At 66.1% G+C, this 21,551-nt stretch carries 18 protein-coding genes and 1 riboswitch; of the genes, 11 read left to right on the top strand and 7 right to left on the bottom strand.

What is annotated here, in order from left to right:
• The first annotated feature begins 136 nt into the window (after positions 1-136).
• Positions 137-1,369, top strand: coding sequence for an MFS transporter (locus tag B0E49_RS10465; protein WP_077562141.1), 1,233 nt, complete (start codon positions 137-139; stop codon positions 1,367-1,369).
• A gap of 22 nt (positions 1,370-1,391) precedes the next feature.
• Here the strand turns inward: B0E49_RS10465 and metH are convergent, their stop codons facing one another.
• A complete protein-coding gene (metH, locus tag B0E49_RS10460; RefSeq protein ID WP_077562140.1) occupies positions 1,392-4,106 on the bottom strand; it encodes a methionine synthase in 2,715 nt (904 codons plus the stop codon).
• A 74-nt stretch (positions 4,107-4,180) separates the two neighbouring features.
• A riboswitch (S-adenosyl-L-homocysteine riboswitch) is annotated at positions 4,181-4,268 on the bottom strand.
• A gap of 54 nt (positions 4,269-4,322) precedes the next feature.
• Between metH and B0E49_RS10455 the strand changes: the two genes are divergently transcribed.
• Positions 4,323-4,922: a Crp/Fnr family transcriptional regulator gene (locus tag B0E49_RS10455; RefSeq protein ID WP_077562139.1), complete on the top strand. Its 600-nt coding sequence runs from the start codon at positions 4,323-4,325 to the stop codon at positions 4,920-4,922.
• Positions 4,923-4,940: 18 nt separating this feature from the next.
• On the opposite strand, the gene B0E49_RS10450 is transcribed toward B0E49_RS10455, so the two are convergent.
• Complete coding sequence (locus B0E49_RS10450) at positions 4,941-5,381, bottom strand: PACE efflux transporter (protein WP_077562138.1); 441 nt, start codon at positions 5,379-5,381, stop codon at positions 4,941-4,943.
• 39 nt (positions 5,382-5,420) lie between these two features.
• The gene (locus tag B0E49_RS10445; protein ID WP_077562137.1) at positions 5,421-6,497 is read right to left on the bottom strand and encodes a homocysteine S-methyltransferase family protein; all 1,077 of its coding nucleotides are present in this window, start codon (positions 6,495-6,497) and stop codon (positions 5,421-5,423) included.
• Between the two features lie 68 nt (positions 6,498-6,565).
• On the opposite strand from B0E49_RS10445, the gene B0E49_RS10440 reads away from it, so the two are divergent.
• From B0E49_RS10440 to B0E49_RS10430, 3 genes are all read left to right on the top strand, one after another.
• On the top strand, positions 6,566-6,958 hold the full coding sequence (locus B0E49_RS10440) for a rhodanese-like domain-containing protein (RefSeq protein WP_077562136.1): 393 nt from the start codon (positions 6,566-6,568) through the stop codon (positions 6,956-6,958).
• 152 nt (positions 6,959-7,110) lie between these two features.
• Positions 7,111-9,069 (top strand): RecQ family ATP-dependent DNA helicase, encoded by a 1,959-nt coding sequence (locus tag B0E49_RS10435; RefSeq protein WP_077562135.1) that lies wholly within the window; start codon positions 7,111-7,113, stop codon positions 9,067-9,069.
• 144 nt (positions 9,070-9,213) lie between these two features.
• Positions 9,214-10,518 (top strand): MFS transporter, encoded by a 1,305-nt coding sequence (locus B0E49_RS10430; protein WP_077562134.1) that lies wholly within the window; start codon positions 9,214-9,216, stop codon positions 10,516-10,518.
• Between the two features lie 54 nt (positions 10,519-10,572).
• Here B0E49_RS10430 and B0E49_RS10425 read toward each other — a convergent pair whose 3' ends face one another.
• The gene (locus tag B0E49_RS10425) at positions 10,573-12,888 is read right to left on the bottom strand and encodes an ATP-binding protein (RefSeq protein WP_077562133.1); all 2,316 of its coding nucleotides are present in this window, start codon (positions 12,886-12,888) and stop codon (positions 10,573-10,575) included.
• Positions 12,889-13,008: 120 nt separating this feature from the next.
• On the opposite strand from B0E49_RS10425, the gene B0E49_RS10420 reads away from it, so the two are divergent.
• The 3 genes from B0E49_RS10420 to B0E49_RS10415 all read left to right on the top strand — a co-directional run bounded on the left by B0E49_RS10420 (position 13,009) and on the right by B0E49_RS10415 (position 16,822).
• Positions 13,009-14,211 carry a threonine ammonia-lyase gene (locus B0E49_RS10420; protein WP_077562212.1) on the top strand — a complete coding sequence of 401 codons (1,203 nt, stop codon included), beginning with the start codon at positions 13,009-13,011 and terminating at the stop codon, positions 14,209-14,211.
• Between the two features lie 77 nt (positions 14,212-14,288).
• Positions 14,289-14,441: a hypothetical protein gene (locus B0E49_RS20510; RefSeq protein WP_168175032.1), complete on the top strand. Its 153-nt coding sequence runs from the start codon at positions 14,289-14,291 to the stop codon at positions 14,439-14,441.
• Between the two features lie 479 nt (positions 14,442-14,920).
• A complete protein-coding gene (locus B0E49_RS10415) occupies positions 14,921-16,822 on the top strand; it encodes a phosphoenolpyruvate carboxykinase (GTP) (RefSeq protein WP_077562132.1) in 1,902 nt (633 codons plus the stop codon).
• A gap of 91 nt (positions 16,823-16,913) precedes the next feature.
• On the opposite strand, the gene B0E49_RS10410 is transcribed toward B0E49_RS10415, so the two are convergent.
• Positions 16,914-17,495: a hypothetical protein gene (locus B0E49_RS10410; RefSeq protein ID WP_174571091.1), complete on the bottom strand. Its 582-nt coding sequence runs from the start codon at positions 17,493-17,495 to the stop codon at positions 16,914-16,916.
• A 223-nt stretch (positions 17,496-17,718) separates the two neighbouring features.
• Positions 17,719-18,261 (bottom strand): hypothetical protein, encoded by a 543-nt coding sequence (locus tag B0E49_RS10405; RefSeq protein WP_077562131.1) that lies wholly within the window; start codon positions 18,259-18,261, stop codon positions 17,719-17,721.
• 120 nt (positions 18,262-18,381) lie between these two features.
• On the opposite strand from B0E49_RS10405, the gene B0E49_RS10400 reads away from it, so the two are divergent.
• The 3 genes from B0E49_RS10400 (at position 18,382) to B0E49_RS10390 (ending at position 20,689) form a co-directional block, all read left to right on the top strand.
• Positions 18,382-19,350, top strand: a complete 969-nt coding sequence (locus tag B0E49_RS10400) for a LysR family transcriptional regulator (RefSeq protein ID WP_077562130.1) — start codon at positions 18,382-18,384, stop codon at positions 19,348-19,350.
• The gene (locus tag B0E49_RS10395; protein WP_077562129.1) at positions 19,347-20,171 is read left to right on the top strand and encodes a metallophosphoesterase; all 825 of its coding nucleotides are present in this window, start codon (positions 19,347-19,349) and stop codon (positions 20,169-20,171) included. Before B0E49_RS10400 ends, B0E49_RS10395 begins: the two co-directional genes overlap by 4 nt.
• Positions 20,172-20,266: 95 nt before the next feature.
• Positions 20,267-20,689, top strand: coding sequence for a universal stress protein (locus B0E49_RS10390; RefSeq protein ID WP_077562211.1), 423 nt, complete (start codon positions 20,267-20,269; stop codon positions 20,687-20,689).
• Positions 20,690-20,770: 81 nt separating this feature from the next.
• Here the strand turns inward: B0E49_RS10390 and B0E49_RS10385 are convergent, their stop codons facing one another.
• Positions 20,771-21,388, bottom strand: coding sequence for a TetR/AcrR family transcriptional regulator (locus B0E49_RS10385; RefSeq protein WP_077562128.1), 618 nt, complete (start codon positions 21,386-21,388; stop codon positions 20,771-20,773).
• Between the last annotated feature and the right edge of the window lie 163 nt (positions 21,389-21,551).

The following is a 21,551-nucleotide window of genomic DNA, read 5'->3' as shown; positions in this document are numbered from 1 at the left end:
CAAGCGCCGGCCCGCTCCCGCCGGGCGCAGGACAGAGGGCCTGCAGTGGTCGCCTGCTTCATCTCACCGCTACCAAATCAATAGCTGCCTGCGTATACCGACCAAGGGCTACAGGCCCTTTTGCCATAATGAGGCGATGAGCACCACGGCCGCCGCCCTCCCCTACGACCGCCGCCTGGTCGGCTGGCTGTCGCTGGCGCAACTGGTCAGCTGGGGCAGCGTGTTCTACGGCTTCTCGCTGCTGCTGGAGCCGGTGGAGCGCGACCTGGGGCTGACGCGCGCCCAGACCTCGCTGGCGTTCAGCCTGGCGCTGATGGCCGAGGGGCTGCTGGCCTACCCGGTGGGCCGCTGGATCGACCGCGGCCACGAGCGCATCGTGATGACCGGCGGCTCGCTGCTGATGGCCGGGTGCCTGCTGCTGCACAGTTTCGTGACCGGCATGGCGGCCTTTTATGCGGTGTGGATCGGCCTGGGCGCGGGCCTGTCGGCCACCTTGTACACACCGGTTTTTGCGGTGGTGACGCGGCGCTTTCCGCATGATTTTCGCCGCGCCATCATCACGCTGACCTTTCTGGGCGGACTCGCCAGCACGGTGTTCATCCCGCTCACGGACGCGCTGATCGCACACCTGGGCTGGCGCCACGCGCTGTGGGTGCTGGCCGCCTTTCACCTGCTGCTGTGCGCGCCGCTGCATGCCGTGGTGCTGCGCGGCGCACCGAGGCAGGTCGCGGCGTCAAGCCGCGGCACGCCGCCCGCGCCGCTCGGGCACTACCTGCGCAGCGCGCCGTTTTTGCTGATCGGCCTTTTTGTGATGCTGATGATGGGCGTGACCGCCGCGCTGCCGGCCCACATGGTGAGCCTGCTGCGCGACAACGGCATGAGCGAGTTCTGGGTCGTGGCCGTGCCCGCCGCCATCGGGCTGATCCAGGTGCTGGGGCGCTTGCTGCTGTATTTTTTCGAGCGCCACTTCGACCTGCATCTGGCGAACCGGCTGATTCCCTGCCTGGTGCCGCTGGGCCTCGCGGCGCTGCTGGCGGCGCCGCTGGCCGGCGGCGGCCACGGCACGGCCGCATTGCTGCTGGTCATGCTGTTTGTGGCGCTCTACGGCATCGGCAACGGCATGCTCACGATCGTGAAGGGCACGGCCGTCGCCCAGTACGTGAACCGCGAGCATGTGGCCTCGCTGAACGGCGCGCTGGGCGTGCCGCAGGCCATCGCGCGGGCGCTGGCGCCGCTGGCGCTGGGCCTGCTGTGGCGCCCCGGCGTGGGTTACACCTACGGCCTGTGGCTGCTGCTGGTGGCCAGCGCGGTGGCGGTGCTGGCCCTGCTGCTGGCGCAGCGGCGCGCCCTGGCCGGTACACCGGCCTAGCCACAACGGCCGGCGCACGCGCCTAGAGATTCGGCGACAGCAGCCGCTGCAATTCCTTCTGCACCATGCCGCGCCGGCGCGCCAGGTCCTGCACCTGGTCCTCGCCGATCTTGCCGACGTTGAAATACGTGCTCTCGGGATGCCCCAGGTAAAAGCCGCTGACGCTGGCGGCCGGCATCATGGCCATGCTGTCGGTGACGGACATGCCGATCTCGCCGGCCTGCAGCAGCTCGAACATGTCGCGCTTGACGCTGTGGTCGGGGCAGGCCGGGTAGCCGGGCGCGGGGCGGATGCCGGTGTATTTTTCGGCAATCATGTCCTCGTTGCTGAGCGCCTCGTGCTCGCTGTAGCCCCACAGATCGGTGCGCACGCGATGGTGCATGCACTCGGCCAGCGCCTCCGCCAGGCGGTCGGCCAGCGACTTGAGCATGATGGCCGAGTAGTCGTCCATGTCGTCGGTGAAGTACTTTTCCTTCTTCTCGATGCCCAGGCCCGCCGTGACGGCGAACAGCCCGGCGTAGTCGGCAATGCCGCTGGACTTGGGCGCGACAAAGTCGGCCAGGCAGCGGCTCGGGCGCATCACGCCGTCGATCACGTGCTTTTCGGTCTGCTGGCGCAGGCCGTACCAGGTCAGCGCGACCTCGGTGCGGCTCTCGTCGGTGTAGAACTCGATGTCGTCGTCATTCACGCTGTTCGCCGGGTACAGCGCGAGCACGGCGCTGGCGGAGAGCCAGCGGCCCTCGATCAGGCGCTGCAGCATGCGCCTGGCATCGGCGTACACGCGCACCGCCTCGGTGCCCACCACCTCGTCCTTCAGGATCTCGGGGAAGTGCCCGGCCAGGTCCCAGGTCTGGAACAGCGGGCCCCAGTCGATGTAGCGGGTGACCTCGGTCAGGTCGAAGTTCTTGAACACGCGCCGCCCGATGAACTTCGGCCGCGTCGGCTTGTACGCCGCCCAGTCGATCGGCGTCTTGTTGGCGCGCGCCTTCGCCAGTGGCCACATCGGCACCTGCTTCTTGTTGGCGTGCTGGATGCGCACGCGCTCGTAGTCGGCGTTGATCTCGGCCACGTATTGGGCGGCCTGATCCGACAGCAGGTTTTGCGCCGCACCCACGCTGCGCGAGGCATCGGGCACGTAAACCACCGGGCCTTCATAGTGCGGCGAAATCTTCACCGCGGTGTGTACGCGACTGGTGGTGGCGCCGCCGATCATCAGCGGGATTTTCTTGATGCGGAAATGGTCGTCCTTCTGCATCTCGCCGGCCACATACTGCATTTCTTCGAGGCTCGGCGTGATGAGTCCGGACAGGCCCACGATGTCGGCGCCCTCCACCTTGGCGCGCGCCAGGATTTCGTGGCAGGGCACCATCACGCCCATGTTGATGACCTCGAAGTTGTTGCACTGAAGTACCACGGTCACGATGTTCTTGCCGATGTCGTGCACGTCGCCCTTCACGGTGGCGATGACGATCTTTCCCTTGGTGCGCACGTCGCGCCCGGCCGCCTCGTCCTGGCGCTTTTCTTCCTCGATGTAGGGAATCAGGTGCGCCACCGCCAGCTTCATCACGCGCGCCGACTTGACCACCTGCGGCAGGAACATCTTGCCCTGGCCGAACAGGTCGCCCACCACGTTCATGCCGTCCATCAACGGGCCTTCGATCACGTGCAGCGGGCGCCCGCCCTTGGCCAGGATGCCCTGGTACGCCTCTTCAGTGTCCTCGGTGATGAAGTCGGTGATGCCGTGCACCAGCGCATGCGACAGGCGCTGCCCCACCGTGACCGGGTGCTCCAGCGTGCCGCGCCACTCCAGCTTCTTGCTGTCGTCGCGGGCCGCACCCTTGGCGTTTTCGGCGACCTCGACCAGCCGTTCACCGGCATCGGGCCGGCGGTTCAGCACCACGTCCTCCACGCGCTCGCGCAGCTCCGGTTCGAGGTCGTCGTACACGCCCATCATGGCGGGGTTCACGATGCCCATGTCCATGCCGGCCTTGATCGCGTGGTACAGGAACACGGTGTTGATCGCCTCGCGCACCGGGTCGTTGCCGCGGAACGAGAAGCTCACGTTGGAGACGCCGCCCGACACCTTGGCGCCCGGCAGGTGCTGCTTGATCCAGCGCGTCGCGTTGATGAAGTCCACCGCGTAGTTGTTGTGCTCCTCGATGCCGGTGGCGATGGCGAAGATGTTGGGATCGAAAATGATGTCTTCGGGCGGAAAACCCACCTCGTCGACCAGCACGTGGTAGGCGCGCTCGCAGATCTCGATCTTGCGCTGGTAGGTGTCGGCCTGGCCCAGCTCGTCGAAGGCCATCACCACCGCGGCCGCACCGTAGCGGCGCAGCAGCCTGGCCTGCTGCTTGAAGGGCTCGACGCCCTCCTTCATGCTGATCGAGTTCACGATGCCCTTGCCCTGGATGCAGCGCAGGCCGGCCTCGATCACCTCCCACTTGGACGAGTCGATCATGATCGGCACGCGCGCGATGTCGGGCTCGCTGGCGATCAGGTTCAGGAAGCGCACCATGGCCGCCTTGCTGTCGAGCATGGCCTCGTCCATGTTGATATCGATCACCTGGGCGCCGTTCTCCACCTGCTGGCGCGCCACGGCCAGCGCCTTCTCGTATTCGCCGTTCAGGATCATGCGCGCGAAGGCCTTGGAGCCGGTCACGTTGGTGCGCTCGCCGACGTTCACGAACAGCGAGGCCGCATCGATGGTCACGGGCTCCAGGCCCGAGAGTTTCATGGGGGAAATTTGTGCATCTAACATGGCTCACCTTGTGTCTGCGCTGACCCTCAGGTTGCAGGGCCAGCCGTTGATACCGGTGAGCGTCGTTGATCGGCTGGATCCTGCTCAAGCCTGGCGGGCCGGCCATGGTGCCGGGTCGCTGCAACGCTCCTTGAGTTACCATGATTTTAATCGGGTCCGAAGGTTTGGGCTCGCGGCACCACTGGCGTAACCATGTTCAAGACCCTTTTTGGCAGAAATCCGGCGAGCTCCAGCCATTCCAACAACCACAGTGCGCGGCTGCGCGCGCTCGAGGGCTCGGCCAGCGCGGACAAGGCCGCGGCCATGCTGATCGGCCCGGCCGCCCTGATGCAGCTGAGCCACGAAGAGGCCCGCATCGTGGTGAGCTACATGCGCCCGCACCGGATCGATCAGGGCACCATCTTCATCCGCGAAGGCGATGTCGACAAAACCGACTTCATGCTGCTGGTGCTCGACGGCGAAGTCACGGTGGAAACCATCGTGGTCAGCCGCTCCGAGCCGATCACGCTGACCGTGCTCGGGCCGGGGCGCGTGATCGGCGAGATGGGCCTGCTGGATGGCGAGCCGCGCGCGGCCTCGTGCACGGCCACCACCGACGTGCACGGCGCGATCCTCACGCGCGGCGGCCTGGCCCAACTGCTGGACGACGACCCGCGCACCGCCGCCAAGCTCATGATGGCGATCTCGCTGCGCCTGGCCGTGCGCCTGCGCGAGAGCACCGACAAGCTCAAGATGTACACCCAGCTCACGCAAGCCATGCAGCAGGAAATCAACCAGCCGACGGTGCAGTAGCGCGGGTCGGGGCCGACCTCAAACACCGCGCACCGGATCACCCATGGCCGAGGCCGGCAGGCCGAACACCCGGTCGAAGCCCCAGTTGAAGACGAAGGTGTAGATCAGGAAGAACACCACCAGGCCCAGGTCCAGCAGCAGGGCCTGCAGCAGGCTGATATCGAACCACCAGGCAATCAACGGCACCAGTGCCGCGATCAGCCCGCCCTCGAAGCCGATGGCGTGCGCCACGCGCCGGGCCACGCTGCGCCCGCGCACGCGCTGGCGCGCCTCCCAGGCCTCAAACAGGGTGTTGAAGACCAGGTTCCAGGCCACGGCGATGCAGGACGCCGCCACCGCCACCCCGCCCGAGTCGCCCAGGCCATGGCCCGACATCGCGGCCAGCGCCCAGGTGGAGCAGACGATGGCAATGAGCTCGTACAGCGTGACGTACACCACTTTTCTCTTGAGGCCCTGCATGGCGCGCCGCTCAGTCTGTCCCGGCCGGGCTTCTTGCCCTCAAGCCGCTTCCTTGTAGAAAAAATCGCGCTGGAGCGTGCGCGCGGCCAGCGGCGCGACCGCCTCGCGGATAGCGCCGATGTGCTCGGGCGTGGTGCCGCAGCAGCCGCCCACGATGTTCACCAGGCCCTCGGCCGCAAACTCGCGCAGAAGCCGCGCCGTGACGTCGGGGGTCTCGTCGAAGCCGGTGTCGCTCATCGGATTCGGCAGGCCCGCGTTGGGGTAGCAGCTGATGAAGGTGTCCCCCGCCACGCGGTGCAGTTCCTGGATGTAGGGGCGCATCAGCGCCGCGCCGAGCGCGCAGTTCAGCCCGATCGCGAGCGGGCGGGCGTGGCGCACGCTGTGCCAGAACGCGGTGACCGTCTGGCCGGACAGGATGCGGCCCGAAGCGTCGGTCACGGTGCCGCTGATGATCAGCGGCAGGCGTTCGCCGGAGTGGTCGAAAAACTCGTCGATGGCAAACAGCGCGGCCTTGGCGTTGAGCGTGTCGAAGATGGTTTCCACCATCAGCACGTCGGCGCCGCCCTCCACCAGCGCTTCGACCTGCTCGTAGTAGGCGGCGCGCAGCGCCTCGAAGCTCACGTTGCGCGCGCCGGGGTCGTTCACATCGGGGCTGATGCTCGCGGTCTTGGGTGTGGGGCCCAGCGTGCCGACCACATAGCGCGGCTTCTCGGGCGTGGAAAACTTGTCGCAGGCGGCGCGTGCTATTTTGGCCGACTGCAGGTTCATCTCGCGCGCCAGGTTCGCCATGTCGTAGTCGGCCTGCGCGATGCTGGTGGCACCAAAGGTGTTGGTCTCGATCAGGTCGGCGCCGGCCGCGAGGTAGCTCTCGTGGATGTCGCGGATCACGTCCGGGCGCGTCAGGCTCAGCAGCTCGTTGTTGCCCTTGACGTGCTTGTGGAAGTCCTTGAAGCGGTCGCCGACGCTGCCGGGGCCGGCATAGCCCTCGCCGCGGTACTGCTCCTCGCTGAGCTTGAAGCGCTGGATCATGGTGCCCATGGCGCCGTCCAGAATGACAATGCGTTGGGCCAGCAGGGCTGGCAGGGCTTGGGCGCGGGTGTATTGGAGAGGCTTCATAAGGTTTGTATTGTAGAAAGTGTGGCCCGGCCGGGCTCGCGCGGGGATTTTCCCCGGACAATACCGGCATGAAAAACCTGCTCCCCCACGAGGCCTGGGCCTTGCTCCAGCAGCAGCCCGACACGCTGTTTGTGGACGTGCGCATGGAAATCGAGTCGCTCTATGTGGGCCGCCCGCCCGGCGTGGAAAACATTCCCTGGTACGAATACCCCGACATGACGCCCGACCCGGCCCACTTCGCGGCCGCCGTGGCGCGCGAGGCCGGCCGCAAGGACCGCCCGCTGCTGCTGATCTGCCGCAGCGGCACGCGCACGCAGCATGCCGGCCAGGCGCTGGAGGCCGCGGGCTTTACCAACGTGGCGCACGTGGTGCATGGCTTCGAGGGTGATCTGGACGCGCACTTCCGCCGCTCCGTGCTCAATGGCTGGCGCCATGACAACTTGCCGTGGGAGCAGATGTAGGGGGGTTACGGCCCCGCACCTGCCGCCGCCGGTTTGCCCGGACAATAGAGGGCATGAACCGTTCGATTCCGCATCAAATCAGCCTCAAATCCATGAGTGGCATGCACTGTCAGCTATTTATTTGATAGCGCCCTGAAAAACTCCCTGTCCGCATGACTTCCCAAAACAGCGCCATCCTGCGCGAGGTGTTCGGCTACGAGGCGTTTCGCGGCCCGCAACAGGCCATCGTCGAGCACGTGGTGGCGGGCGGCGACGCGCTGGTGCTGATGCCCACGGGCGGCGGCAAGAGCCTGTGCTACCAGATTCCGGCGATCGCGCGCCAGCGTGCCGGCCAGGGCATCGCGGTGGTGGTGTCGCCGCTGATCGCGCTGATGCACGACCAGGTCGGCGCGCTGCGCGAGGCCGGCGTGGCCGCCGCCTTCCTCAATTCCACACTCGACTGGGAGCAGACGCAAGACGTGGAGCGCCGCCTGCTGCGCGGCGAGATCACGCTGCTCTACGCGGCGCCCGAGCGCGTGACCACGCCGCGCTTTTTGTCGCAGCTCGACGCGCTGCACGCGCGCGGCCAGTTGAGCCTGTTCGCCATCGACGAGGCGCACTGCGTGAGCCAGTGGGGCCACGACTTCCGCCCCGAATACCGCGCGCTCACGGTGCTGCACGAACGCTACGCCGGTGTGCCGCGCATTGCGCTCACGGCCACGGCCGATGCGCTGACGCGCGCCGACATCATCGAGCGGCTGCAGCTGGAGGAAGCGCGCCTGTTCATCAGCAGTTTCGACCGGCCGAACATCCGTTACAGCATCGTCGAGAAGAAGGACGCGACCACGCAGCTGCTGCGCTTCATCGAGGGCGAGCACGAGGGCGAGGCCGGCGTGGTGTATTGCCAGTCGCGCAAGCGCGTGGAAGACGTGGCGCAGACGCTGCAGGACGCGGGCATCAACGCGCTTCCCTACCACGCGGGCCTCGACGCCGCCGTGCGGCAAAGGCACCAGGACCGCTTTTTGCGTGAAGAGGGCATCGTGATGGTCGCCACCATCGCATTCGGCATGGGCATCGACAAGCCCGACGTGCGCTTTGTTGCGCACCTGGACATGCCGAAAAACATCGAGGGCTACTACCAGGAGACCGGCCGCGCGGGCCGCGACGGCCTGCCGGCCGACGCCTGGATGGTGTACGGCCTGCAGGACGTGGTGAACCAGGCCCGCATGATCGACGAGAGCCCGGCCGGGGAGGACTTCAAGCGCGTGATGCGCGGCAAGCTGGACGCCCTGCTGTCGCTGGCCGAAGCCGTGGACTGCCGGCGCGTGCGCCTGCTCGGTTACTTCGGCGAAACCTATAAGCGCGCCTCGTCCGACGCCGGGCCGCCCCCAGGCGGACACGGCCCCCTCGAGGGGCAGCGAGGACACGAAGTGCCGAGCGTGGGGGCCACATGTGGCAACTGCGACAACTGCCTGAACCCGCCTGACGTCTGGGACGGCACCGATGCCGCGCGCAAGCTGCTGTCCACCATCTACCGCGTGCAGCAGATGAGCGGCATCAGCTTCGGTGCCGGCCACATCATGGACATCGTGCGCGGCAAGACCACCGAGAAGATCACGCAGTTCGGCCATGCCTCGCTCAGCACCTTCGGCATCGGCGCCGGGTTCAGCGAGACGCAGCTGCGCGGCGTGCTGCGCCAGCTGATCGCCACCGGTGCGCTCAGCGTCGATGCGCAGGCCTTCAACACGCTGCAGCTCACCGAGGGCTCGCGCGCCGTGCTGCGCGGCGAGCAGAACGTACAGCTGCGCGAATCGGTCACGGCGCCCGCCGCACGCAAGCCGCGCCGCGGCGGCGCGGCCGGGAAAACCGCGCGCGGCGCTGCATCACCCGCTGCCACCGCGCTGGACGCCGCCGGCCAGGCCCGCTTCGAGGCGCTGCGGGCCTGGCGCGGCGAAGTCGCGCGCGAACACAACCTGCCGGCCTACGTGATCTTTCACGACGCCACGCTGGCCGCGATTGCCGAACGCGCGCCCGCCACTTTGGCCGACCTGCAGGGCATCAGCGGCATTGGTGCGAAGAAGCTCGAGGCCTATGGCAACGAGGTGCTGCGCGTGTGCGCGGGACCGTTCTGATTCGGGCGGGGCGCTCTGCAGACATGGGCGCGCCGGGGCCGTCGTCTAGGTGTTTCCCCTAGGTTCAAAAAAAGGCGGCGCGGACTGGCTCCGAAGCGGCTTTCGGCCTACAGTGAACGACGACCACGCGATCAGGGCTCCGCCATGAATCCAGCCATCCCGACCCAGCCGGCCTCCTCCAAATTCGTCACCGTGCTGCGCGTGACGGGTGGCAACTTCATGGAGATGTTCGACTTCTTCCTGTTCGGCTTCTACGCCACGCAGATCTCCCAGGCGTTCTTCCCCGCAGGCAACGAGTTCGCCTCGCTGATGCTGACCTTCATGACCTTCGGCGCGGGCTTCTTGATGCGCCCGCTCGGCGCCATTTTTCTCGGTGCCTATGTGGACCGCGTCGGGCGCCGCAAGGGGCTGATCGTCACGCTAGCGCTGATGGCCATGGGCACGCTCCTGATCGCCTGCGTGCCGGCCTACGGCACCATCGGCCTGGCAGCGCCGCTGCTGGTGCTGACGGGGCGGTTGCTGCAGGGTTTCTCGGCCGGCGTGGAACTGGGCGGCGTGTCGGTCTATCTGTCGGAGATGGCCACGCCCGGGCACAAGGGCTTTTACGTGGCCTGGCAGTCGGCCAGCCAGCAGGTCGCCATCATGGTGGCGGCGGCGCTGGGCTACTGGCTGCACGCCACTTTCAGCGCCGGCGACATCGCGGACTTCTACTGGCGCGTGCCGTTCTTTGTAGGCTGCCTGATCGTGCCGGTGCTGTTCATCATCCGCCGCTCGCTGCAGGAAACCGAAGAGTTCATGGCGCGCAAGCACCGGCCCGACGTGCGCGAAATCTTCCGCTCGATGATCACCAATTGGGGCATCGTGGTGGCCGGCATGATGCTGGTGTCGATGACCACGGTGTCGTTCTACCTGATCACGGTGTACACCCCGACCTTCGGCAAGAGCGTACTGCACCTGTCGACCAACGACGCGCTGGTGGTGACGCTGTTCGTGGCGATCTCGAATTTCATCTGGCTGCCGATCATGGGCGCGCTGTCGGACCGCGTGGGGCGCAAGCCGCTGCTGATTTTGTTCACGGTGCTGACCATCCTGACCGCCTACCCGTCGCTCAAATGGCTGGTCGCCGCGCCGAGCTTTGGCCACATGCTCGAAGTGGAGCTGTGGCTGTCGTTCCTCTACGCGAGCTACAACGGCGCCATGGTGGTGGCGCTGACCGAGGTGATGCCGGTGAACGTGCGCACCGCGGGGTTCTCGCTGGCCTACAGCCTGGCCACGGCGATCTTCGGCGGCTTCACGCCCGCCATCGCGACCGGGCTGATCCAGCTGACCGGCGACAAGGCAGCGCCGGGCTGGTGGATGACGGCCGCCGCCGTGTGCGGCCTGATCGCCACGCTGGCGCTGTACCGGCGCGGTGCGGGCCGCGCGCCCGCGATGGGCGCGCCAGCCTGAATACTATGAAATAGATAGCGCCTTGCGCTTGCCGCTCAAGGGCTGGCGGACGTTTTACTGCATAAACCCGATGCCGCGCGCATCGCGCACCTCGGGCTTGATGCGGTGTTCGGCCTCGAGCTGTTCGAGGAATTCCTCGGCGCTGAACTCGGTGGCCAGAATGTCGGTCTGGCGCTTCACCGCGGCGAAGTCGCCGGGGCAGAGCTGCTCGAGCTTGCGCAGGCGGGACTGCATCGCCTCGCTGAGTTGCGCGGCCTGTCCCGCCAGCGCCTCGGTCACGAACATGGCCTCGCGCTGCGCGCTGCTGAGCGGCTTGAACTTGATCTTGAAGGTGAAGCGGCGCAGCGCCGCCTGGTCGATGCGGTCCAGCAGGTTGGTGGTGCAGATGAAAATGCCGTGGTAGCGCTCCATGCCCTGCAGCATCTCGTTCACCTCGGTCACCTCGTAGGTGCGCTGGGCGCCGCGCCGGTCCTGCAAAAAGCTGTCGACCTCGTCGAGCAGCAGCACCGCCTTCTCGGCCTCGGCTTCCTTGAACATGGCGGCCATGTTCTGCTCGGTCTCGCCCACGTACTTGCTCATCAGGTCGCTCGCCTGCTTGATGATCAGCGGCTTGTCCAGCGCCTTCGCGATGTACTCGCCCAGCGCGGTCTTGCCGGTGCCGGGCGCGCCATAAAAGCACAGCGTGCCGTGGCCGCGCGCGCGCAGCGCCTGCACGATGCGCTCGATCTCGAAGCGCGACTCCACGTTCAGCATGGCCAGGTCGTAGGTGGTGACCGCGGGGCGCCCCGGCGCCGTCTCGACCTTGTTGCCGAGCGCGGCATCGGCGTTTTTGAGCTGGCGCTCGATCAGCGCCTCCAGCCCCAGCGCCTCGCTCGTGGCGAGTCCGGCAAAGCGCACCGCGGTGCGAATTTGCGCCGGCGTCAGGCCCTTGCGCTCGGTCAGCTTGGCGACAAACCCGTCGCTGACCTCGACGCCCTCGAGCGTCTTGCGCACCAGTTGCTCGCGCGCGCCCGGCGGCGGCGACTTGAGCTCCAGGTGGTACGCAAAGCGGCGCCGGAACGCCGGGTCGATCTGCTCGATGCGGTTCGTCACCCACAGCGTGGGTACGGCGTTGGACTCCAGGATCTGGTTCACCCAGGCCTTGCCGTTCACGCTGTGGCCGACGGCGGCGGCCAGCGCCTGCTGCTCCTGTCGCGCCATCAGGTTGGCGGCGTCCACGCTGACCGAGGGAAACACGTCCTCCACCTCGTCGAACAGCAGCGCCACCTGCTGGCTGCCTTTTAAAAACACCTGGGCGATTTGCAGCGAACGGTAGCGGTCGCGCCCCGAGAGGGAGTTGCCGTCGCGGTCCGCGTATTCGACCTCGAACAGGTCCAGCCCGGCCGCCTGTGCCACCACCTTGGCCAGTTCGGTCTTGCCGGTGCCGGGCGGCCCGTACAAGAGCACGTTGACGCCGGGCTCCTTGCGCTCGACCGCGTTGCGCAGGAGCGCACACAGCACCTGCGCGTCTTCCTGCGCGAACGAAAAGTCGTTCAGCGTCAGCGTGGATTTCGCGGCGGGCCGCGTGAACACCGCCATCAGCTCGTTCTGGTCGCGGTACTCGCGCATCAGCACGGGCGGCAGTTTTTCGCTGACCTTCATGAGGTCGGCCAGGTCCGTGATGTTGTGCTCGGAGATCAGGTTTTCCACCAGGCCGATGCGCTCGAGCCGCGAGCCCGCGCGCAGCGCCTCGCCGACCTCGGAGGCGTTCACGCCGGCGATGTCGGCGATGGCCGCGTAGGCCTCGGGCGCGTTGTTGACCTTGAACTCGACCAGCAGGCTGCGCAGGTCGCGCTGGTAGCGCGCCAGCGTGCCGTACAGCAGCAGCGCGCGCTCGGCGCGATTGAGCTGCAGCAGGTTCGACAGCGCATCGATGTTTTTCTCGACCAGCGTGCTCTGTTTTTTGAGCGCGTGCGTGAGCCAGTCGCCGGTCACGGCCAGCACCGACAGCAGGTCTTTCGGCTGGTCCTTGGCGTACTCGTCGAGGTAGAAGAACAGCGTGCCCTCTTCGTAGGGGCCGCGCCAGACGGCGTGGCGCTCCAGGAATTCGGCGTTGCCCAGCGCCTCGTGCCCGCGCCAGAATTCGTTGTCCTTGCAGCGCCGCACCAGAAACTCGCGCACGCGATTGAACACATGCACGGGCCACACCAGGTGCCGGCCCGAGAGCGACAGCAGGCCGTTCAGATCGCGCCGCACATTGAATTTCGGCCCCTGCTTGGCGGCCAGCGTCAACACGAAGTGCGAGCACATCAGGTCCAGCACGGGCGCGCTCTTGAGGCCCGGGGACGCGATGAGCTGCGAATCTTTCAAGTCAACCGAACGCTTGGTCATGGAAAGGCCTCCAGCAACGACATGCGCAGTTCCACGATAACGCAGACTGCAGGGCTTTGGAAGACAATAATGCTGAAAACATTAGCACGATTCCGCGCCTTTACCGCAGACAATCCGGAAATGATTGAACTCAACGATATTCGCCAGGCCGCCGCGCGCCTGCAAGGCCAGGTTCTCAACACCCCCTGCGTGGAATCGAAGACACTGTCGCAGATTTCGGGCGCGCAGGTATTTCTGAAATTCGAAAACCTGCAGTTCACCGCCTCCTTCAAGGAGCGCGGCGCCTGCAACAAGCTGGCGCAGCTGTCCCCCGAGGAGCGCCGGCACGGCGTGGTGGCCATGAGCGCCGGCAACCACGCGCAGGGCGTGGCCTACCACGCGCAGCGCCTGGGCCTGCGCGCCGTGATCGTGATGCCGCGCACCACGCCGGGCGTGAAAGTGGCGCGCACGCGCGGCTTTGGCGCCGAGGTGGTGCTGCATGGCGACACGCTGGAAGAGGCCAGCACCCACGCACTGGCACTGGCCAGCGCGCAGGGCCTGACCTTCGTCCATCCCTACGACGACGAGGCCATCGTGGCCGGCCAGGGCACCGTGGGGCTGGAGATGCTGGACGCCGTGCCCGATCTCGACAGCCTGATCGTGGCCGTGGGCGGCGGCGGGCTGATCTCGGGGATTGCCACCGCGGCCAAGGCGCTCAAGCCGGACATCGAGATCGTCGGCGTGCAGACCTCGCGTTTTCCGGCCATGGTCAACGCCATCACGGGCAGCCATCACCCGCAGGGCAACAGCACCATTGCCGAGGGCATTGCGGTGGGCGCGCCGGGGCGGGTCACACGGGCCATCATCGCGCAGCGCGTGGACGACCTGCTGCTGGTGGACGAGGGCGACATCGAGCAGGCCGTGCTGATGCTGCTGGAGATCGAGAAGACGGTGGTCGAGGGCGCGGGCGCGGTCGGGCTGGCCGCGCTGATCAAGTACCCCGAGCGGTTTCGCGGCAAGCGCGTCGGGCTGGTGCTGTGTGGCGGCAATATCGATCCGCTGCTGCTGGCCGCCATCATCGAGCGCGGCATGGCGCGCGCCGGGCGGCTGGCGCGCATCCGGGTCAGCGCGCGCGACATTCCCGGCGTGCTGGCGAGCATTACCAGCGTGGTGGCGAATGCCGGCGCCAACATCGACGAAGTGCATCACCAGCGCGCTTTCACCACGCTGTCGGCGCAAAGCGTGGAGATCGAGCTGGTGTTGCAGACGCGCGGGCGCGAGCACATTGCCGACGTGCTGGCCGCGCTGCACGCCGCGGGACTGTCGGCGCAGGAGCAGAAATGAATGAGCGCGCCGGCGCACGCCGTGCCCGGCGGCGATTGCCAAGGTAAAATCTGATAATTACGAGAGTTGAGCGCCCCATGACCACACCCAATACACCCGCCAGTCACGAGCCCGCCACGCTGGAGCAAGATCCGATCGAAGGCATTGTCCCGAAGATTCCGCTGGTGATCCCGCTGGTCGGCGGCGTGTTGATCTTCCTGCTCGCCTTCATCGCCGTATCCATGGCCTGAACAGGCTGCAGCCCTTACTGGCACTTCACTTGCCGCTGTAAATTCAATAGCGCTGACAGATCGCGAGACCCCTCGCAACGCGCCGGCGATGCGCTCTTTGCCAACGCCGCGGCCGTCATCCCCGGCCGGCTGATGACCCCCCAAATTTCATAGCGAACTGCGCTGGCCCCGAGCCGGCCAGAGGCCGTTTCCCGTCCTGAAAATGCATGCCGCGGCGGGCGCCCGCGCGGCTTCAAACACAGGAGACTCATGCATAACCTCATGCAAGTTTTGCATTACTTTCACCGGTAACGGGTTGGTAACGGGGTTCGGGTTTCATAAAATCGACTTCCCGGCCACGCCGCGCTCGGCCCGCCGCCTTTCCCACTTCTTTCCCCCACCCCCAAAAAAACCTCACACCCTGCCTTCATGCGCCAAGCCGTTTTTTCAAAGGCCCCCCGCTTTTGAAAAAACGATTTTCAACTTCAGGAAGCGACTCGATGAACTCACCCGCCATGCAGGGATTGAATCTCAATGCCCCCGGCTACGTCAAAAACGCAAAACTGATCGCCTGGGTGGCCGACATGGCAGCCCTGTGCAAGCCCGCGCAGATTCACTGGTGCGACGGCAGCGACGAGGAATACACGCGTCTGTGCCAGCAGCTGGTGGCGGCGGGCACCTTCAAAAAACTCAACGAAGCCAAGCGCCCGAACAGCTACCTGGCCTGCAGCGACCCCACCGATGTGGCGCGCGTGGAGGACCGCACCTTCATCTGCAGCGAGCACAAGGAAAACGCCGGCCCGACGAATAACTGGATGGCCCCGGCCGAGATGCGCGCCCTGCTGCAGCATGGCCGCGCCGGCGGCCCGCCCGCCCTGTTCGACGGCTGCATGCGCGGGCGCACCATGTACGTGGTGCCGTTCTCCATGGGCCCGCTGGGCTCGCCGATCGCCCATATCGGCATCGAGCTCTCCGACAGCCCCTACGTGGTGGTCAACATGAAGATCATGACGCGCATGGGCCGCGCGGTGTACGACGTGCTGGGCGTGGACGGCGAGTTCGTGCCCTGCGTGCACAGCGTGGGCGCGCCGCTGCAGGCCGGCCAGCAGGATGTGAAGTGGCCGTGCAACACGACCAAGTACATCGTGCACTACCCCGAGACGCGCGAGATCTGGAGCTATGGCTCGGGCTACGGCGGCAACGCGCTGCTGGGCAAGAAGTGCTTTGCGCTGCGCATTGCCTCGAACATGGGCCGGGACCAGGGCTGGCTGGCCGAACACATGCTGATCTTGGGCGTGACCAGGCCCGATGGCAAGAAATACCACGTGGCCGCGGCCTTCCCCAGCGCGTGCGGCAAGACCAATTTCTCGATGCTGGTGCCGCCCAGGGGCTTTGAGGGCTGGAAGGTCACCACCATCGGCGACGACATCGCCTGGATCAAGCCGCAGCCCGACGGCTCGCTGCGTGCCATCAACCCCGAGGCCGGCTACTTCGGCGTGGCGCCGGGCACCAACTTCCACACCAACCCGAACTGCATGGCCAGCCTGAACCGCGACGTGATCTTCACCAATGTGGCGCTGACCGACGACGGCGACGTCTGGTGGGAAGGCATGGAAAAGGACAGCGGCAGCCTGCCGGCGCACCTGATCGACTGGCAGGGCCGGGACTGGACGCCGGCGATCGCCCGGGAAAACGCCGTGGACGGCAAACCGCGTGCGGCGGCGCACCCGAACGCGCGCTTCACCGTGGCGGCCACCAACAACCCGGCGCTCGATCCCGCCTGGGATGATCCCAGGGGCGTGGTGATCGACGCCTTCATCTTCGGCGGCCGGCGCTCGACCACAGTGCCGCTGGTGACCGAGGCGCGCAACTGGGTCGAAGGCGTGTACATGGCCGCGACCATGGGCAGCGAGACCACCGCCGCGGCCGCGGGCCAGATGGGCGTGGTGCGGCGCGACCCGTTCGCCATGCTGCCGTTCACCGGCTACAACATGGCCGACTACTTCCAGCACTGGCTCGGCATGGGCGACAAGCTGGCGAAGTCCGGCGCCAAAATCCCGAAAATCTACACCACGAACTGGTTCCGCAAGGGCGAGGACGGCAAATTCGTCTGGCCCGGCTACGGCGAGAACATGCGCGTGCTGAAGTGGATGATCGACCGCATCGAAGGCACGGCGCGGGGCGATGAGAACGTGTTCGGCGTGAGCCCGGCGTTCGAGGAACTCAACTGGACCGGACTGGAGTTCACGGCCGAGCAGTTCAGGACCGTGACCAGCATCGACAAGGCGGCCTGGGTTGCCGAACTCAAGTTGCACGAAGAGCTGTTCCAGCGGCTCAAACACCACCTGCCGAAAGAACTGCAGGAAACCAAGGCGGCGATCGAGCGGCGTCTCGCGGCCTGAGCGGCTTGCCGCGCTTCAATTAAAAAAACCGCCCAAGGGCGGTTTTTTAATGACCCACTGGCTGGCAGCGGGCGTGGTTTACCGGAACGGCTCAGTCGTTGGGCGCTCCGCGCAGCATATTGAATGCGGGCTCGTACTGTGCCAGCCAGCTGCCGCTGCGGGCTGGAGCCACCTGCTCGCCATCGCGCCAGTCCATCACATGCTTGTACTGCGACAGCCAGCCGGCCTGGGGCGCCTGCGTTGGCAGTTCCACGTCCGCGTCCAGGCGCGACAAAGCAGCCTGCAATTCAGCCATGATGCGCGGATCGTTTTGCGCCGCTTCCATGAAGCGGGCGTCGGCGCGGGCGCGCGCCACGCGTTGCGACCAGGCATCGAGCCCGGCCACCATGCGGGCGGCCAGCTTGCGCGCCGTGCCGGCACACAGGCCCAGCGCGGCAAAGCCGATGGCCCACAGCATGACCCAGGCCGCCAGCAAGTGGCCGTCGGACCAGTTGTCAACCATCTGGTTGGCCACCACCAGCAAGGCGGCGACCACGGCCGCCAGCAACATGGCCGCCAACCCCTTGGTGCTGTCAAACCCCTTGCGGAACTGCCGTGCAGCGCGGATGGTGGACTCGACTCGCGCAACGCCAGGGTGTTGCGCCGGATAGGCCGTATGAACGAAGCTGGTCATGATAATTTCCCTTCTTGAAAGCTCTTGTGACAATGTTAGGGTTAACACCAGTGATGTTCAACTTTATATTGGTGATTTGACACATTCACGTTTGTGATAAGTCAATTCAAAAAAAACTGGCGACCGCCATCACCGACAGCGCCGCGATGGGCCGAAAAACAAAGAAACCACCCGATGGGTGGCTTCTTTGCGGGTGCTGCGGGCCGTCGGCCAGCACCTGTCCTTACCAGGAGGAAGCGAAGTGCGCGACCGGGATATTGCGCGCCAAAGACTCGTAGTGGGCGATCAGGCCGGTCTCCGGGCGGTGCGCGCTGCGGGCCACGGCGCCATGGGTGTCTTGCACTTCGTTATCGCGTTGGCGCGACACTGCTGTCCGCAAATCAGCCATGACGCGCGGATCGTTTTGCGCCGCTTCCAGGAAACGGGCATCGGCGCGCGCACGGGCCACGCGGTATGACCAGGCATCGAGCCGGGCGACCACGCGGGAGGCCAGCTTGCGGGCAGTGCCGGCCAGCAAGCCCAGCGCGGCAAAGCCGATGGCCCACAGAATGACCCAGGCGGCCAGCACATGGTCGTCCGACCAGGTGTCGATCATCTGGTTCGCCGCGACCAGCAGTGCAGCAACGACCGCTGCCAGCAGCAGGGCCACCAGAGCCTTGCGATTTTCGATCCCCCGACCGGGCTGCCGCACGGCCGGCGCGGCGGATTGAACACGCGCAACATTGGAATGTTGCGCTGGATAAGCTGCGTGTACAAAGTTGATCATGGTAATTCCCTTCTTGAAAACTCCTGATGCAATACTAGGGTAAATACTAGTGTTGCTCAACTTTATATTTATGATTATGTATATTCACAATAGTGATAGCTATGTGTCCATAGACCCCTCATGAACATTCCCAACTTCCGCACACTGGACCTGAATCTGCTGCGCGTCTTCGACGAGGTCATGGCCGAGCGCAGCCTGACCCGTGCCGCGCGCAACCTGTCGCTGACCCAGCCCGCCGTGAGCAACGCGCTGCGGCGCCTGCGCGAGACGCTGGGCGATGAGCTGGTGCGGCGCGGTGGCCAGGGCATGGTGCCCACACCGCGCGCCGTCGCGCTGTGGCCGGCGGTGCGCGAGGCCCTGCGCCAGTTGCAGGAGTCGCTGGCGCCCAGCACGTTTGTGCCGGCCGCCGCCGACAACACCTTCATGCTGGCCATGGCCGACGCCACCGGCGCCGAATTGATCCCGGGCCTGGTCGAGATTCTTGAAACCGAGGCCCCCGGCGTCTCCATCCAGGTGCTGCCGCTGACCACGCGCGACCCGCGCCGCATGCTCGACGACGAGTCGGCCGATCTCGCCGTGGGTTATTTCCCTGCTGTGCTGGCCGACCTGACGGCGCGCGCTCAGGTGGGCAAGGCAGTCGCGTTCGCGCACCAGCGCCTGTATGAAGGCAAGTATGTGTGCGTGATGCGCCGCGGCCATCCGCTGGCCAGCGGCCCGTTGACCTTGAACCGCTTTTGCGCCGCACGCCACTTGCTGGTGAGTTTTTCCGGGCTCCCGTTCGGCTTTGTCGACGAAGCGCTGGCCTCGCAGGGACGGGCGCGCCGCGTCGTGCTCACGGTCAACCAGTTCTTCACGGCGGGCCAGGTGGTCGCCCAATCGAACCTGCTCACCGTGCTGCCGCGCCATTTCGTGGGCATTGCCGGGCCGGCCGAGGATCTGGTGCAGCGCGAGTTGCCCTTTGAAGTGCCGCCCGTGCAGGTCGCGTCGCTGTGGCACAGCCGGCTCGAGCACAGCGCTGCCCACCAGTGGTTGCGCCAGGCCATTGCACGTTCGGCGCACAAGGCGTTCGAGCAGGCGGGCGCCGCATGAAGATCCAGCTGCTGTCCGACCTGCACCTGGAGGTGCATCCGCAGTTTCAGCCCCGGCCGGCACCGGGCGCCGACGTGCTGGTGCTGGCGGGCGACATTGGCTCGTACCAGGCCGGCTCGCTGCTGACAGACCCCGATTTCGGCCTGGCGCGCTTCTCGCCGCTGCCCCGGTTGGGCGGCTGGCCCACACCCGTGCTGTTTGTCCCCGGCAATCACGAGTACGACGGACTGGATTTCGAGGTGGCGCATGCCAGGCTGCGCACCACGTGCGAGCGTCTGGGCATCATCTGGCTGGAGCGCGAGGTCGTGATATTGGACACGGTGCGCTTCGTGGGCACCACGCTGTGGAGCGACTTCGACGCGCTCGGCCCGCGTGCCGATGATCCCCATGCCACGGTGGGGCAGCAGCTCATGGCGCGCGAAAAGGCCTTTCGGGCCGCCAACTTTTATCTGAAAAAAGCCGGCATCCGCTACCGCGGTGAACCCATGCTGGCGCCGGCTGTACGTGAGCAATCACTGATCTGCCAGGACTGGCTGCGCACGGCACTGGCCAGTCCATTCGAGGGGAAAACCGTGGCGGTCACACATTTCGCGCCGAGCCTGCAAAGCGCCGATCCGCGCTATGGCCGCAGCCCCGGCACGGCGGGTTTTTGCAATGCGCTGGATGAGCTGCTGCCACACGCCGACCTGTGGCTGCACGGCCATTTGCACGCCCCGAGCGATTACACCCGCGCGGGCTGCCGTGTCGTCGCCAATCCGCTGGGGTACGCGCGCAAGAATGAGCAGGCCGCCTTTCGCGAGCAGTTGTGCCTTGTGGTGTAGGGGCGCCCGGCGCGGCGCCGCCTTGGTTTGTTTGATGTCCGTCAAGGATGCCGCCCCCGCGGGCGCTAGACTGGCCTTTTATTCTGGGGAACGCCGTGAAAATTCTTCTGGCCGTTGACGGCAGTATCTACACCAAGAAAATGCTGGCCTACCTGACCGCGCACGACGAGTTGCTCAGCAGCACCAACAAGTACACCGTGCTCACGGTGCAGCCGCAACTGCCGCCACGCGTGCGCGGGGCCGTCGGCAAGGAGATCGTCGACAACTACTACGCCGACGAGTCGGGCAAGGTTTTGAACCCGGTCTGCAAATTCCTGCGGCGTCACGACATCGATCCGACACCCGTGTCGAAAATCGGCCCCGCCGGCGAGACGATCGCGCGTATGGCGGAGGCCGGCAAATACGACCTGATCGTCATGGGCTCGCGCGGCCATGGCGCCCTGAAAAGCCTGGTGATGGGCTCGGTGGCCACCCAGGTGCTGGCGCACTGCAGCGTGCCGGTGCTGCTGGTGCGCTGATACGGCCTGTCCCGCGCAGGCGTTTGCGCGGGAGCCCGTTTGCTACATTTTTAAGAGCAAACAATCCAGTTCAGACATGGGCTACCTGGCATTTAACCCTTCAAAGCAGGTGCTCAGCACCAGTTCCACGATCTCGGCGTCGCTGTGCCGGCCGCCAGCCTTGAGAAACTCCAGCACCGGATCGCAGGCACGCGCATACAGCGTGTAGAGCACGGCGACGGCCGGCAGCCGCGGGTTCAGCGCGCCGCTGGCCTGGGCCGCTTCGATCCAGCCGCCGAGCTGCTCGCGCACTTCCAGCAAGCCATCGAGATAGGGCTGGCACGACATCAGCGTGCTGCGCAGCGACGAGCCCTGGCCCGGCAGCGAGGGCATTTCGCCGGCCAGCTGCAGCGCCAGGGTCCAGCGTGCCGCCGCGCGCAGTTTGTCGAGCGGCGCGTCGCCCGCGGGCAGCGAGCGCAGGAAATCCTGGGCACGGCGCAGCACGCGCACCATTGCGGCGGCCGCGAGGTCTTCCTTGCTGGGGAAATGTTTGTAAAGGCTCGCTTTCGCGATACCGACTTCCGCAGCGACCTCATCCACCGTCATGGCCTCGAAACCTTTTTCGGCCAGCAGCCGGATCACGGCCTTCACGATGGCCTCTTCACGCGCGCGGAGCATCTGCTCCTTGAACGACACGCGGGCAACGACGGGACTGCTCATGCGCCAATTTTAGCCAGTTGCATCTGAAAACATAGTCTCCGGTTAATTTACAACCGGGAAGTTAATAAGTTACTACACAGTATGAAACAATCAATCCTGAGGGCCGCTTGCACGCATCTTGCTTGCTGTCTAAAGTGGCTCGAATGGTATGAACTCGGAGGCT

The sequence above is a fragment of the Polaromonas sp. C04 genome (assembly GCF_002002705.1).
GTDB lineage: Bacteria > Pseudomonadota > Gammaproteobacteria > Burkholderiales > Burkholderiaceae_C > Rhodoferax_A.
This window is presented reverse-complemented; position numbering and strand designations above follow the sequence as displayed.

Excerpts from the sequence above, each read along its gene's own strand:
- B0E49_RS10465 (WP_077562141.1), top strand. The coding sequence starts at position 137 with ATGAGCACCACGGCCGCCGCCCTCCCCTACGACCGCCGCCTGGTCGGC.
- metH (WP_077562140.1), bottom strand. The coding sequence starts at position 4,106 with ATGAAACTCTCGGGCCTGGAGCCCGTGACCATCGATGCGGCCTCGCTG.
- B0E49_RS10455 (WP_077562139.1), top strand. The coding sequence starts at position 4,323 with ATGTTCAAGACCCTTTTTGGCAGAAATCCGGCGAGCTCCAGCCATTCC.
- B0E49_RS10450 (WP_077562138.1), bottom strand. The coding sequence starts at position 5,381 with ATGCAGGGCCTCAAGAGAAAAGTGGTGTACGTCACGCTGTACGAGCTC.
- B0E49_RS10445 (WP_077562137.1), bottom strand. The coding sequence starts at position 6,497 with ATGAAGCCTCTCCAATACACCCGCGCCCAAGCCCTGCCAGCCCTGCTG.
- B0E49_RS10440 (WP_077562136.1), top strand. The coding sequence starts at position 6,566 with ATGAAAAACCTGCTCCCCCACGAGGCCTGGGCCTTGCTCCAGCAGCAG.
- B0E49_RS10435 (WP_077562135.1), top strand. The coding sequence starts at position 7,111 with ATGACTTCCCAAAACAGCGCCATCCTGCGCGAGGTGTTCGGCTACGAG.
- B0E49_RS10430 (WP_077562134.1), top strand. The coding sequence starts at position 9,214 with ATGAATCCAGCCATCCCGACCCAGCCGGCCTCCTCCAAATTCGTCACC.
- B0E49_RS10425 (WP_077562133.1), bottom strand. The coding sequence starts at position 12,888 with ATGACCAAGCGTTCGGTTGACTTGAAAGATTCGCAGCTCATCGCGTCC.
- B0E49_RS10420 (WP_077562212.1), top strand. The coding sequence starts at position 13,009 with ATGATTGAACTCAACGATATTCGCCAGGCCGCCGCGCGCCTGCAAGGC.
- B0E49_RS20510 (WP_168175032.1), top strand. The coding sequence starts at position 14,289 with ATGACCACACCCAATACACCCGCCAGTCACGAGCCCGCCACGCTGGAG.
- B0E49_RS10415 (WP_077562132.1), top strand. The coding sequence starts at position 14,921 with ATGAACTCACCCGCCATGCAGGGATTGAATCTCAATGCCCCCGGCTAC.
- B0E49_RS10410 (WP_174571091.1), bottom strand. The coding sequence starts at position 17,495 with ATGACCAGCTTCGTTCATACGGCCTATCCGGCGCAACACCCTGGCGTT.
- B0E49_RS10405 (WP_077562131.1), bottom strand. The coding sequence starts at position 18,261 with ATGATCAACTTTGTACACGCAGCTTATCCAGCGCAACATTCCAATGTT.
- B0E49_RS10400 (WP_077562130.1), top strand. The coding sequence starts at position 18,382 with ATGAACATTCCCAACTTCCGCACACTGGACCTGAATCTGCTGCGCGTC.
- B0E49_RS10395 (WP_077562129.1), top strand. The coding sequence starts at position 19,347 with ATGAAGATCCAGCTGCTGTCCGACCTGCACCTGGAGGTGCATCCGCAG.
- B0E49_RS10385 (WP_077562128.1), bottom strand. The coding sequence starts at position 21,388 with ATGAGCAGTCCCGTCGTTGCCCGCGTGTCGTTCAAGGAGCAGATGCTC.